The organism is Paraglaciecola aestuariivivens (assembly GCF_052983255.1).
On sequence record NZ_JBRKBA010000003.1, the window covers coordinates 151,872 to 164,816 of the forward strand.

At 40.3% G+C, this 12,945-nt stretch carries 15 protein-coding genes; 11 read left to right on the forward strand and 4 right to left on the reverse strand.

The window, feature by feature from the left end:
• Position 1 precedes the first annotated feature (1 nt).
• The 11 genes from plsX to ACVCDT_RS05740 all read left to right on the forward strand — a co-directional run bounded on the left by plsX (position 2) and on the right by ACVCDT_RS05740 (position 9,636).
• Entirely contained in the window at positions 2-1,030 is a 1,029-nt protein-coding gene (gene plsX / locus ACVCDT_RS05690; RefSeq protein WP_447131799.1) for a phosphate acyltransferase PlsX, read from the forward strand.
• Positions 1,031-1,990 carry a beta-ketoacyl-ACP synthase III gene (locus ACVCDT_RS05695; RefSeq protein WP_447131800.1) on the forward strand — a complete coding sequence of 320 codons (960 nt, stop codon included), beginning with the start codon at positions 1,031-1,033 and terminating at the stop codon, positions 1,988-1,990.
• Between the two features lie 13 nt (positions 1,991-2,003).
• Positions 2,004-2,930, forward strand: coding sequence for an ACP S-malonyltransferase (gene fabD / locus ACVCDT_RS05700; RefSeq protein WP_447131801.1), 927 nt, complete (start codon positions 2,004-2,006; stop codon positions 2,928-2,930).
• 19 nt (positions 2,931-2,949) lie between these two features.
• Positions 2,950-3,687: a 3-oxoacyl-ACP reductase FabG gene (gene fabG, locus ACVCDT_RS05705; protein ID WP_447131802.1), complete on the forward strand. Its 738-nt coding sequence runs from the start codon at positions 2,950-2,952 to the stop codon at positions 3,685-3,687.
• Positions 3,688-3,856: 169 nt separating this feature from the next.
• On the forward strand, positions 3,857-4,096 hold the full coding sequence (gene acpP, locus ACVCDT_RS05710; RefSeq protein ID WP_447131803.1) for an acyl carrier protein: 240 nt from the start codon (positions 3,857-3,859) through the stop codon (positions 4,094-4,096).
• A 75-nt stretch (positions 4,097-4,171) separates the two neighbouring features.
• On the forward strand, positions 4,172-5,410 hold the full coding sequence (fabF, locus tag ACVCDT_RS05715; protein WP_447131804.1) for a beta-ketoacyl-ACP synthase II: 1,239 nt from the start codon (positions 4,172-4,174) through the stop codon (positions 5,408-5,410).
• A 65-nt stretch (positions 5,411-5,475) separates the two neighbouring features.
• The gene (pabC, locus tag ACVCDT_RS05720; RefSeq protein WP_447131805.1) at positions 5,476-6,312 is read left to right on the forward strand and encodes an aminodeoxychorismate lyase; all 837 of its coding nucleotides are present in this window, start codon (positions 5,476-5,478) and stop codon (positions 6,310-6,312) included.
• 3 nt (positions 6,313-6,315) lie between these two features.
• A complete protein-coding gene (gene mltG / locus ACVCDT_RS05725; RefSeq protein WP_447131806.1) occupies positions 6,316-7,311 on the forward strand; it encodes an endolytic transglycosylase MltG in 996 nt (331 codons plus the stop codon).
• Positions 7,312-7,321: 10 nt separating this feature from the next.
• Positions 7,322-7,951: a dTMP kinase gene (gene tmk / locus ACVCDT_RS05730; protein ID WP_447131807.1), complete on the forward strand. Its 630-nt coding sequence runs from the start codon at positions 7,322-7,324 to the stop codon at positions 7,949-7,951.
• Positions 7,952-8,851 (forward strand): DNA polymerase III subunit delta', encoded by a 900-nt coding sequence (gene holB / locus ACVCDT_RS05735; RefSeq protein ID WP_447131808.1) that lies wholly within the window; start codon positions 7,952-7,954, stop codon positions 8,849-8,851.
• A 17-nt stretch (positions 8,852-8,868) separates the two neighbouring features.
• Complete coding sequence (locus ACVCDT_RS05740; RefSeq protein WP_447131809.1) at positions 8,869-9,636, forward strand: TatD family hydrolase; 768 nt, start codon at positions 8,869-8,871, stop codon at positions 9,634-9,636.
• A 474-nt stretch (positions 9,637-10,110) separates the two neighbouring features.
• Here ACVCDT_RS05740 and ACVCDT_RS05745 read toward each other — a convergent pair whose 3' ends face one another.
• The 4 genes from ACVCDT_RS05745 to msrP all read right to left on the reverse strand — a co-directional run bounded on the left by ACVCDT_RS05745 (position 10,111) and on the right by msrP (position 12,884).
• Complete coding sequence (locus ACVCDT_RS05745; protein ID WP_447131810.1) at positions 10,111-10,590, reverse strand: YchJ family protein; 480 nt, start codon at positions 10,588-10,590, stop codon at positions 10,111-10,113.
• Between the two features lie 76 nt (positions 10,591-10,666).
• A complete protein-coding gene (locus ACVCDT_RS05750; RefSeq protein ID WP_447131811.1) occupies positions 10,667-11,047 on the reverse strand; it encodes a hypothetical protein in 381 nt (126 codons plus the stop codon).
• Between the two features lie 198 nt (positions 11,048-11,245).
• Positions 11,246-11,893: a protein-methionine-sulfoxide reductase heme-binding subunit MsrQ gene (gene msrQ, locus ACVCDT_RS05755; RefSeq protein WP_514360616.1), complete on the reverse strand. Its 648-nt coding sequence runs from the start codon at positions 11,891-11,893 to the stop codon at positions 11,246-11,248.
• A complete protein-coding gene (msrP, locus tag ACVCDT_RS05760) occupies positions 11,880-12,884 on the reverse strand; it encodes a protein-methionine-sulfoxide reductase catalytic subunit MsrP (protein ID WP_447131813.1) in 1,005 nt (334 codons plus the stop codon). Before msrP ends, msrQ begins: the two co-directional genes overlap by 14 nt.
• Positions 12,885-12,945 lie beyond the last annotated feature (61 nt).

The window sequence follows — 12,945 nt, forward strand, 5'->3', positions numbered from 1 at the left end:
TTTGAGTCGTCTAACCTTAGCGTTAGATATCATGGGGGGCGACAACGGCCCCCATATTATTTTTCCTGCAGTATTAAAAGCACTGCACCAATACCCGCATCTACATCTTATCTTATGTGGCCCTTTGGCGATTATGTCAGACTGGGTTAAACAGCAAGACACAGACATTCAACAACGAATCCGTTTATCCGATTGCTCTCAAGTCGTTAAAATGGATGATGTACCAGGTTATGCCCTAAGACATAAAAAACAGTCTTCAATGCGCAGGGCTCTCGATTTAGTTAATACTAAAGAAGCGGATGCCTGTGTCAGTGCTGGCAACACGGGTGCCTTGTTAAGCATGGCTTATTATGTATTAAAAACCTTACCTGGCATTGATCGTCCCGCACTTATTTCTATGATCCCCGCCGAAAATAATGGCAAAGTGTATTTGTTAGATCTGGGCGCCAATATTCAATGCGATTCTAATGTGTTATTTCAATATGCGGTTATGGGATCGGTTTTAGCAGAAGAGGTGGGCCACATTAAACGTCCTAGAGTGGCATTGTTAAATGTAGGGGCGGAAGAAATTAAAGGTAACGACCAAGTCAAACAAACCGCAGGCTTATTAAAGCAAAGCCCAAGTATTAACTATATTGGTTTTGTTGAAGGTAACGATATCTTTAAACAAAAAACCGATGTCATAGTAACAGACGGCTTTGTTGGCAATATTGCATTGAAGTCTTGGGAAGGCTTAACCAACTTTATTATTCAAGAAGTTAAATCGGCAGCCCAAACTAATTGGTTATATCGAATTGTCGCAAAAATCGCCTTTCCAGTGTTCCGCGGCATCTATTTACGCATGAAACCCGACCAGTATAATGGTGCGAGTCTGATAGGATTGCGCGGAATTGTGGTTAAGAGCCACGGTAATGCCTCGTCTGAGGCTTTTTTATATGCGATCCGTGAAGCAATACAACAAGCTGAGTTGCAGGTTGCTGAAAAAATAAAAGATAAAATTGAAGCTGTATTAATGGAGCGCCACGAATAAATGAATTCTAAAATTATTGGCACGGGTAGCTATTACCCCAGTGAAGTTAGATCCAATGCGCATTTAGCCACTATGGTTGATACCTCAGATGAATGGATCACAGACCGTACAGGTATTAAAGAAAGACGCATTATTGGCGAGCATGAAACGGCTGCCACTATGGGTGTAGAAGCAAGTAAAAAAGCACTAGAGGCAGCAGGCATAGACGCCAAGTCTTTAGATATGATTGTGTGTGCCACTACTAGTGGTCGTCACGCTTTACCCAGTACTGCTTGTGAAATTCAAAAAGCCCTAGATATAGATGGCATTCCTGCATTTGATGTGGCTGCTGCTTGTGCTGGTTATTGTTATGCCTTGAGTGTGGCAGATCAGTATATAAAATCTGGTATGGCTAAACGCATATTAGTAGTAGGTACCGATTGTTTGAGTCGATTAGTTAACCCTGAAGATCGCACTATGGTGATTTTGTTTGGTGATGCTGCTGGGGCGACTATTATAGAAGCCAGCGAAGAGCCTGGTATTCTTTCCACCCATATTCATGCAGCAGGTTCATATGGTGACTTACTGACCATAGGTAATCCAAGACATGGTGATGAGCAATCTATCCATGAAAACTGGGGAACCATGAAAGGCAATGAAGTGTTTAAAGTTGCGGTAACTAAGTTAAGTGAAGTGGTAGAGCAAACATTAGCCGCTAATAATATGGATAAATCTGACCTAGATTGGTTAGTTCCCCATCAAGCTAACTTTAGGATCATTAAAGCCACAGCTAAAAAACTAAATATGTCTCTTGATCAGGTGGTTATTACATTAGAGCAATATGGCAACACTTCGGCAGCAACTGTGCCCACCGCACTAGATACCGCCATTCGTGACGGTCGAATTAAACGCGGACAAAACCTTTTACTAGAAGCCTTTGGCGGTGGATTCGCTTGGGCGTCTGCTTTAGTACGTTATTAATAGAGAAAATTATATGAGTAAACAAGCGTGGGTGTTCCCTGGTCAGGGGTCACAAACTTTAGGTATGTTAAGTGATTTATATGCTGAATATACAATAGTTCAAGACACTTTTTCACAAGCAAACGAAGCATTAGGCTACGACTTATGGCATGTGATCAATAATGACGAGCAAAAGTTAAATCAAACCCAAGTCACTCAGCCAGCATTATTAGCCTCTAGTGTGGCGATTTATCGTTTAATGTTAGAGCAAGGTCAGGCGCAACCTGATTTTATGGCAGGCCATAGTTTAGGTGAATATTCAGCTCTAGTATGTGCAGGCGTAATTGAGTTTGCTGATGCCTTAAAACTTGTTGAAGCCCGTGGTGAATATATGCAGCAAGCTGTACCAGCAGGTACAGGTGCTATGTATGCCATTATTGGCCTAGATGATGCCAAAGTGGTAAGCAGTTGTGAGCAAGCGCAAAGTGAAACAGCTGAAGTGGTTGCTGCGGTGAATTTTAACTCACCGGGTCAAGTTGTGATTGCCGGTACTAAAGGTGCAGCTGAAAAAGCCGCAGACTTGTGTAAAGAGCAAGGAGCAAAACGCGCATTACCACTGTCGGTAAGTGTGCCTTCGCATTGTGCACTTATGCAACCTGCAGCAGATAAGCTAGCTAACTTATTGCTTAAGCTTGAGTTTAAAGCGCCTCAAGTGCCTGTGATTAATAATGTTGATGTGGCTAACCCAAGCGATCCAGAAGCCATAAAACAAGCCTTAGTTAAACAATTATATAGCCCAGTTCGATGGACAGAAACCGTGCAGAAACTAGCCGAACTAGGGGTTGAGCAGCTTTTAGAAGTAGGGCCAGGTAAAGTTTTAACCGGTTTAACTAAACGCATAGATAAAAGTTTAAGCAGTTCTGCAGTGAATAGCTTAGACACAGTCCAAAGCCTAAATTAATTAAATAAAGAGAAACAGTATGACCAATTTAAATGGCAGCGTTGCCTTAGTAACAGGCGCGAGCAGAGGTATTGGTAAAGCCATAGCTCAGCAATTAGTAGCTATGGGCGCCAAAGTCATAGGAACCGCCACCTCAGACAATGGTGCACAAGCCATAGGTGAGTATTTAGGTGAACATGGCGCAGGTAAAGTTTTAGATGTAGCCAACCCTGATTCAATGCAAACTTTATTAGATGAAATTAATGCTGAGTTTGGCAGCATTGATATATTAGTAAACAATGCGGGTATTACTCGTGATAACTTGCTTATGCGTATGAAAGATGACGAATGGCAAAGCATAATGGATACAAACTTAACCTCTATTTTTAAAATGTCTAAAGCTGTGCTTAGAGGCATGATGAAAAAGCGCCATGGTCGTATTATCAATATTGGTTCAGTTGTAGGCTCAACGGGTAATCCAGGACAAGCTAATTATGCTGCAGCAAAAGCAGGGGTGATTGGCTTTAGTAAATCTATGGCCCGTGAAGTTGCGTCAAGAGGCATAACAGTGAATGTTGTGGCGCCTGGTTTTATTGATACTGATATGACTAAAGCATTAACAGACGAGCAAAAAGAAAGTATATTTAAAGATATTCCAGCTAACCGTTTAGGCGACCCTAAAGAAATCGCCGCAACAGTTGGCTTTTTAGCCAGTAATGAAGCCGCATACATAACTGGTGAAACAATACATGTAAATGGCGGTATGCACATGAGCTAAACAACTTTTATGTGCATAGCTTGCTATGTACTAAAGTTGAAGCAAAGTTTTATACAACGTCGAGTGGTTAGACCAGAAAAAAAGTTGGCTGTCTTGCTTGCAAGGGGTCTCTTTGCTGAATACACTACTCGCAAATTTATATCTAGCGACATATAGGATAACTAGAATTATGAGTACTATCGAAGAACGCGTTAAAAAGATCATCATCGAACAACTTGGTGTGAAAGAAGACGAAGTTAAATCAGAAGCGTCTTTTGTTGATGATTTAGGTGCGGATTCACTAGACACAGTAGAATTGGTTATGGCTCTTGAAGAAGAGTTTGACACTGAAATTCCTGATGAAGAAGCGGAAAAAATCACTACCGTTCAGTCAGCAATTGATTACGTTAACGCAAACAAAGACGCGTAAGCAGTTTTACAAACGGTCCTTTCTGGGCCGTTTTTTTATTCCCTTTTACCTACCTTTTATAAGTCGGAGGCCAATGTGTCTAAACGTCGCGTTGTAGTGACCGGTCTTGGCATGCTTTCACCTGTTGGTAACACTGTAGAAACTACCTGGCAAAATATTTTAGCTGGAAAAAGTGGTGTGGGACCTATCACAGCTTTTGATGCTAGTGAATTCAGTACGCGCTTTGCGGCTGAGGTGAAAGATTTTGATGTCGAGCAATATATTCCTAAAAAAGAAACCAAAAAAATGGATAGATTTATCCAACTTGGTATCGCTGCTGGTAAACAAGCTTTAGAGCATTCAGGTTTAACAATAGATGCCTCTAATGCCGCACGTATTGGTGTAGCGATAGGATCTGGTATAGGTGGTTTAGGTTTAATTGAAGAAAACCACCGCAAAATGCTTGAGTCAGGGCCGCGCAAAATTTCTCCATTTTTTGTACCAGCCACTATTACCAATATGATTTCAGGATTTTTCTCTATATTCGAAGGGATCAAAGGCCCCAATATTAATGTTGTGACGGCTTGTACTACTGGTGTACACAATATTGGTATTGCAGCCCGCACTATTGCCTATGGCGACGCAGATGCCATGTTAGCAGGGGGCGCTGAGTCAACTATATGTGGACTAGGTATGGGAGGCTTTTCTGCCGCTCGTGCACTTTCGACCCGCAATGACGACCCACAAACCGCTAGTCGGCCATGGGATAAAGACAGAGATGGCTTTGTTATGGGTGAAGGGGCAGGCGTGGTCATGCTCGAAGAATATGAATCGGCGGTTGCTCGTGGAGCCACCATTTATGCAGAACTAGTAGGTTTTGGTATGAGTGGAGATGCTTACCATATGACGTCTCCGCCAGCTGACGGCGAAGGCGCCGCTGCAGCCATGGAAAACGCCATCAATGATGCCAATATAGCCAAGAATCAAATTGGGTATATTAATGCGCATGGTACTTCTACACCAGCCGGTGACATTGCCGAAGTTGGCGCTATTAAAAGGGTGTTTGCTGAGCACGCAAATGAATTATTGGTAAGTTCTACTAAGTCTATGATTGGTCACTTGTTAGGGGCTGCAGGCTCAGTAGAAGCCATATTTACTATTTTGGCGTTAAGAGATCAGGTCGCTCCACCAACCATTAATTTACACAACCCTGGCGAAGGCTGTGATCTAGATTTTGTGGCCAATACCGCACGTAAAACTACCTTAGACTATGCCTTGTGTAATTCATTTGGCTTTGGTGGAACTAACGGTTCGCTATTATTTAAGAAACATTAATTGCAAGCTTAATTGGTTGCCGTATTATTTGTACCCTTGATAAAGCTTAACAATAAATAGTTTTAATGATAATTAATGGGCAAGCTGCAAATAAAATTGATCTAGCGGACCGCGCCGTGCAATACGGTGACGGTTGCTTTACCACTATGGCTTGTATTGAAGGCCAAATCCAATGTTTTGAGGCGCATATGTTGCGCCTTAAGTTGGCCTGCAAAAAGTTAGGTATAACATTTGATTTGTGGCAGCAAATCAGCCAAAACTGTTTTGAACTGGCTAAACAGCATGCAAACTGCGTATTAAAAGTCATTATTTCTCGCGGACAAGGTGGGCGAGGCTACAACCCCACTGGCGCCCTTAATGCCAGCTATATAATTAGTTGGCATGAGTTACCTGATTATTCAAACTGGCGAACTCAAGGTGTTGAATTAGGAGTAAGCTCAATTCAACTGGCGCGCCAACCTCTATTGGCAAAAATCAAACATTTAAATCGTCTAGAACAAGTTTTGATTAAACAAGCTCAGCAGGGCAGTTGTTTTGATGAAGTATTGGTTTGTGATACCCAAGGCCTAATAGTAGAAGCCTCAATGGCAAATGTATTTTGGTATAAAAACAACCAGTGGTTTACCCCTGATTGCCATTATGCTGGTGTGGAAGGGGTTATGCGTAACCAGATTGTGGCTTATTTACACAAGTTAGGTACAAAAATTGACGTTGTAAATCAGCCGTTGCAGGTTATTAATCAGGCACAAGAAATGTTTTTGTGTAATTCGTTAATGCAAATTGTGCCAGTTAAAAGCTTACAACTAGCCGATAACCAGCCGTTATTAGTCTTTCAAACTCAGCAGGTTGTGGCTTTACAACAGGCTATGCCAGATATTCTTGCTACTAAGGTGCAATCCTAATTTATGAAAACATTGAAGTGGATCTTGGTGTGTGTGGTTTTATTGGGGCTAGGTATAGCTGGTGCAGGCTATCAAATTCAAAAACAAGTTTATCAACCGATAAAATTAAGCGAGCCTAGGCTTTATCAAATTTCTAAAGGCCAGTCTGCCTTAGGGGTAGTGGATCAATTGCATAAACAAGGCTTACTGACTCATAGTTTTGGCCTAAAACTAGCCATAAAACTCGACCCACAATTAGCCCAATTAAAAGTCGGAACTTACGAGTTATTGCCCAATATGTCTGCTAAAGAGGTATTGCTTTTATTTAGCAGTGGCAAAGAAAAACAGTTTTCTATTAGTTTAGTTGAAGGGTTAACCTGGCAGGATTGGCTAGCGGTTTTAAAGGCTCACCCGCAAATTGAGATGACTCAGACCTTTACTGAGCAACTACTACAATTAGCAGAAGATTTACCAAGAAATTCAATTGAAGGCTTTTTAATGCCCGACACTTATCATTTTGTGGCCAATACAGCTGCAATAGATATAGTCAAACGTGCCCATGCCAGTATGCGGCAATATCTACAACAGGCTTGGCAAAACCGAGCGTTTGACTTGCCATATGACTCAGCTTATCAAGGCTTAATCATGGCTTCTATTATTGAAAAAGAAACTGGCGTTGCGCACGAAAGACCAAGAATTGCCGGGGTGTTTGTTAATCGACTCAGACTCAATATGCGTTTGCAAACCGACCCAACTGTTATTTATGGAATGGGTGATGCTTTTGATGGTGATATTAGACGTAAAGACTTAACCACTGCAACTCCGTATAATACATACGTGATAAAAGGATTGCCGCCCACCCCTATTGCTATGCCAAGTAAATTGGCCATAGATGCGGCATTTAATCCATTAGAAACCGATGAGTTATATTTTGTGGCAAAAGGTGATGGTAGCCATCAATTTTCAACAAATTTAAAAGCACACAACCAAGCTGTGCGAAAATACCAATTAAAAAAATAAGAGAGATGGCGTGCAAGCATTAGGAAAATTTATTGTTATTGAAGGCTTAGAAGGAGCCGGGAAAAGCTCAGCTGTTAAGCTTATCACTCAAGCCATTGAGTCGGCCGGAAAAACAGTAGTCAATACCCGTGAACCTGGCGGAACTCCAATGGCAGAAGCCATAAGAGATACGGTTAAACACAATTGGCTAGATGAAAAAGTGACAGTAGAAACCGAACTGTTGCTTATGTATGCGGCTCGCTCACAACTGGTAGAAAATGTGATTTTACCCAATTTGAAAATGGGTAATTGGGTGTTAGGTGACAGACATGATATGTCTTCGCAAGCCTATCAAGGTGGCGGTCGCCAGATAGATACCCAGCTAATAGAGCAGTTAAGGGCGATCACCTTAAAAGCCTTTAAGCCCGATTTTACCTTGTATTTAGATGTGGAGCCTGTGGAAGGGTTAAAACGTGCTAAAGGGCGGGGCGAGCTAGATAGAATAGAACAAGAAAATTTAAGTTTTTTTGAGCGAACTCGAACACGCTACCTTGAACTAGCAAAAGCAGATGAAAACTGTGTGATCATTAATACTATGCAAGCAATTGATAAGGTTCATCATGACATTAAACTGGCTATAACTAAGTTTTTGGAGTCTTAAGTGTACCCCTGGTTTAATGAGCTTCATCTACAACTCAGTCAAAGACTTGCTAAAGATAAACTGCATCATGCCTTGTTATTCCAAGGACCGATAGGTCTGGGTAAAAGTGCGCTAGTGCAGCAATTTGCCGAGTATATTTTGTGTGCCAACAAACAAGCAGATAAAGTTTGCGGGCAATGTCAGCCATGTTTATTAAATGCCGCTAAAACACACCCTGACTTGCATATAGTGGAGTCTGAAAAACAAATTGGCGTAGATCAAATTCGCGAAGCCATTAAAAAGCTAAGTGGCTCAGCGCATATGTCTGGGGCAAAAGCGTTGATCATAGAAAAAGCACACAAAATGACCGAAAACAGTGCTAACGCGCTGTTAAAAACCTTGGAAGAGCCAACTGATCAAACTTATTTGTTGTTGACTACAGATAAACCAGAAAGCATTTTGCCCACAATTAAAAGTCGCTGTGAAAAGTTAGTTTTGCCTAAACCTAACTTAAGCCAAACCATGGCTTGGGTGCAAAGCCAGTTTGACGGGCAAGTAGACAAAGAGCTTGCTAGCATGTTTTGTCATAGGCCACTGGCACTATTGGCTGAATTACAAGAACAACAAGATTTTAGTTACCAAGACTTTTTAGAAAAAATCGCTAAGCTACAGCAAGGTGCTCTTAGCCCATTACAACTTGCTACATCATGGCAAGATAACGCCAGTAAAGTACTCAAATGGAGTCAGTTTTGGGCCCGCCAACAATGTACAGTACAGGCTAATAATTCTGTATGGGCACTTCACCAGCAAGTGGTAAAAGGCACTCAGCAATTAACCAATGCTGGGGTAAATAAAATATTAATATTAACTGAGTTGCTAGATAAAATTGTTAGTATTCAACCCGTTATAAACTCAAATTAACCCTATGGATGTATTAAGTGTTTGTTGATTCCCATTGTCATTTAGACAGATTAGATAAATCTCCCGAAGAATTATCAGAAGTATTAAAATTTGCTCGAAACCGTGGTGTAGAACACTTCTTATGTGTGTCTGTATCGGTAAAAGATTATCCAAGTATGTTAGAAAGTGTAAAACACTTTGATGATGTGTCGGTATCTTGTGGTGTGCACCCTTTACATCAAGAAGACGCTTGTAGTTATCAAGAACTAAAAGACATGGCAAATAGTGAAAAAGTCATTGCCATAGGCGAAACAGGTTTAGATTATTTTTATAGTGCCGACACTAAGGCGGTTCAACTTCAGTCTTTTATTGATCATATCAAAGTGGCTAATGAACTAAACAAACCCTTGATCATTCACACTCGTGATGCACGCGAAGACACCCTAAATTTATTAAAGCAATATAAACTGCCCGAAACCCAAGGCGTATTACATTGTTTTACCGAAAGCTGGGAAATGGCCGAAGCGGCTATTGAGCTTGGTATGTATATTTCTATTTCTGGCATAGTGACCTTTAAAACCGCTACTGAATTACAAGAAGTGGTTAAAAAAATACCTCTAGACAAACTACTTATCGAAACCGACTCACCTTGGTTAGCCCCAGTACCTTACCGAGGCAAACAAAACCAACCAGGATATGTTAGAGAAGTAGGGGAGTTTATTGCAAAATTAAAAGGCATTAGTGTTGAAGAATTAGCCAAAGCTACCACTGCAAACTTTTATCAATTATTTAAGCTTAAGCCCTAGTCAATATATAAGGGGTTGTTTTAATGGGCTTAGTCGGTAGTAAATGTAACTTTTTTGCTAAACAACTAACAGTATTCAAATGTTTAAACTAGTGTGTAATTAGCTGCGGTTCGCTTGAAATTATCGGTTTTATCAATGGCATTAAACGACATTACCAACTTGATTGGGATCTGTGCTTGGTGCCAATTGCGGTCGCTAATACTCTTACTTGTAACTCCGTCATTACCGTGTAAGCGGTAATCTCCCTGCAACATCTGTGAAATCACGTATATATTAAAATTAACACTACGGTTGTTTTTAAAAGGTTCCCGCCTTCGCGAGAACGACGGGGGAGTACGCGTTAGTTGGGCAGTGTCTGCTTTCTCAGTAAGCCGATCCCTAAAGCAATTGTTTCCAACAGCATAATCAAACACATAACCATTCTTAAACCTTAGATGGTCTATTCGGGCTTAAGTAAGTCAAATTTATACCAGCCTACAAACCACAGCATTTTTTAAACTTTTTATTACTTTGGCATATACAGGGATCGTTGCGTTTAAGTTTTATCTCTCCTGAATCATCTTGAATACTACCTGTGGTATATCGCCAATGCTGGTTTTCTAAAATAAAGTCAGAGATTTCATGCATAAGAAAAATCTGGCTATCGACTTTATAAAAGGCTTTAAACTCTACTTGGGCGGTATTCGCTTGGCTAACATGCTTTATTACTTCTAGCGAGAGCCACTGGGTGTCTTGGGCACTCTGCTGCAATTCACTTAAGCTAAGTTTATCTTGTTGCGCGCTAGCATAAGTGTTGAGTACATATTGATAGTTTTGTAATTTGTAAGCAGTAAAACGAGAACGCATTAGCGCTTCTGCATTTTGCGCTATGGCCTTGTTTTCTATTAAAGGCTGGCAACATTGTGTAAATAAAAGTGATGAATTGCAAAAACAGCTTTGTGGATCTTTACTCACAGACTTTCCTTATTGGTAAGCCTGCAAGCCTAGTTGAATGCCCTTTATAGAGTCAAGGGCATAATTATCATCAAACCTACCAAGGGCCCTGAATAACATTATTAGATTCAGATGGGGCTAAGGTTAAATTAATTAAGGTTACTTTGTATTGTTCACATAATTGTTTTAGGCGCTTAAAACTCATTTCATCTACTTGTAACTCTTCAACAAAAAGATTTGAACAGAGTTGGCTGCTAATAATTTTTTCTAACCATAGCATTAGTTTTTTTGGCTCGGGCTTATTAATGCGAATAGCGTGCTCGGTTTTTTGTTTAAAACAAATCTGATTAGCCATTAAGTAAGTCCACTTTTTGTTTACGCTAGTATTTTCTTGTTCAGATGTTAGCCATTGAGCATTAGCAAAATGAGTTTGTCCAACAGAAGTAGGGGTTTGGGTTAACGCATATAAACTAGCCATAATGATCTCTCAATAGTGTGATTTTATACAGTGGTTGGGTGTACAGTAGTACTGTATAAATATTCATGCAAGCTTTTTATTAAAAATTTTTTAGATAAATATATGATCAGGTTTCTGGATCTAAGGAGTAAACAGCAATTAGGCCCAGTAATTGATAGGTTTAGGTATAAAGAAGAGGTTGTTCAAAAACAAAAGGTCTTAATGAGTTTTTGTTAAATTACTTAACTTTTTTATTTTTTTCACTCTAGCTAACATAAGAATTGAAAATAAAACGGCATAAACGATTGGCTGTAGGCTTAGGGACTTTACAGACCATAAATAATGCAGGCTTATAAGCAAGCCTGATAAATAAACTAAGTTATGGATGGTTTGCCATTTTCTGCCCAATTTTTTGCGTAATCTTGGCCAGGAGGTAATGGCTAACAGGGTTAGTATCAGTACAGCTACAAAGCCAACTGAGATATAGGGGCGTTTAATTAACTCTTCTATTAATAATAGCCAGTTAAATTGCACTTCAAAGGCGATAAAACTTAAAAAATGCATTATGGCATACAGAAACGCATATAAGCCTAATGGGCGCCTTAGTGTCATGAGTTGTGCTTGTTTTAACTTTTTGGCTAAGGGGCTAATGGTTAAAGACAAGAGCAACAAGTTAAACGCACCTATACCAGTAAAGTGCAATACTTCTTCTACCGGATCGGCACTTAACTGCCCAGTACTGGCTAAATAATAAAAGTTAACCAGTATAAATAGGCTAACAAGGTGGATAAGCAAACGTACATAAGCCATTTGTTTAGCACTTAAACGTTTACTATTCGAGTTTTTCGAAAAGCTAAAAATAACGATTTAAGTCCATATTTTGATATAAATGAGCTACTTCTGGATAGCCATTAAACAATTGGGTGGGAATACGGTTACGGTCAAATAACCCGCCAGTTGTGATCCTGCGTTCACTGGCTTGTGACCATCTTGGATGATCTACCTGTGGATTAACATTCGCGTAAAAACCATATTCGTTAGGGGCTAATTGATGCCAAGTTGTGTTGGGCTGTTGGTTGGTAAAACGAATTTTGACCACAGACTTTATACTTTTAAATCCATATTTCCATGGCACCACTAATCGTATAGGCGCGCCATTTTGCGGGGGCAGGGTCTTACCGTACAATCCTACAGCCATAAAGGCTAAAGGATGGCTGGCTTCATCCATGCGCAAGCCTTCAACATAGGGGTAGCTTATACCGCCCCCAGTAAATCTGTTTTTCTGGCCTGGCATTTGTTTGGGGTCGTATAGGGTTTCAAATACCACATACTTAGCTGCACTTAATGGCTTTGCTAGCTTAATTAATGCTGCCAGTGGAAAACCAGTCCAAGGGATCACCATAGACCATGCTTCTACACACCTCAGTCGATATATGCGTTCTTCTAAGGCGATTAATTTAAATAAGTCTTGGTAATCTAATGAAAAAGGTTTTTCTACTAAGCCCTCAATCGAGAGCATCCAAGGTTGTACTTTAAATGATCGAGCGTTGTCTTTTGGATCAGTTTTACTGGTGCCAAATTCATAAAAGTTATTATGGCTAATGACTTTAGATTCAGGGGTTGGCTGATCGCTGATCTGATAAGCTTGATTGGCAGAGTAGGTTAAGGCTTGGGGTTTAAATGCCGGGGATTTTTCTTTATTAAACCAGTTAAACGCTTGGGCTGAGCCACTTGTTAATAAAGACGATGCGCCAATAAAGCCCATGCTTTTTAGCAGTTTACGTCGGTTTAGATACACATCTTGATTAGTGACCTGATTTTCACTTATATCAGACCCCTTGGTTCTTTTTATCAGCATGTGCCCCTCAACTTTAGTTACTCATTTTATCTCTATTTCAATAGACAGAGGAACAGGGCTA

What these genes read in the sequence shown, in the direction of transcription:
- fabG (WP_447131802.1), top strand. Translation starts at nt 2,950, where the DNA reads ATGACCAATTTAAATGGCAGCGTTGCCTTAGTAACAGGCGCGAGCAGA.
- ACVCDT_RS05750 (WP_447131811.1), bottom strand. Translation starts at nt 11,047, where the DNA reads ATGGCTAGTTTATATGCGTTAACCCAAACCCCTACTTCTGTTGGACAA.
- acpP (WP_447131803.1), top strand. Translation starts at nt 3,857, where the DNA reads ATGAGTACTATCGAAGAACGCGTTAAAAAGATCATCATCGAACAACTT.
- pabC (WP_447131805.1), top strand. Translation starts at nt 5,476, where the DNA reads ATGATAATTAATGGGCAAGCTGCAAATAAAATTGATCTAGCGGACCGC.
- mltG (WP_447131806.1), top strand. Translation starts at nt 6,316, where the DNA reads ATGAAAACATTGAAGTGGATCTTGGTGTGTGTGGTTTTATTGGGGCTA.
- msrP (WP_447131813.1), bottom strand. Translation starts at nt 12,884, where the DNA reads ATGCTGATAAAAAGAACCAAGGGGTCTGATATAAGTGAAAATCAGGTC.
- fabD (WP_447131801.1), top strand. Translation starts at nt 2,004, where the DNA reads ATGAGTAAACAAGCGTGGGTGTTCCCTGGTCAGGGGTCACAAACTTTA.
- ACVCDT_RS05695 (WP_447131800.1), top strand. Translation starts at nt 1,031, where the DNA reads ATGAATTCTAAAATTATTGGCACGGGTAGCTATTACCCCAGTGAAGTT.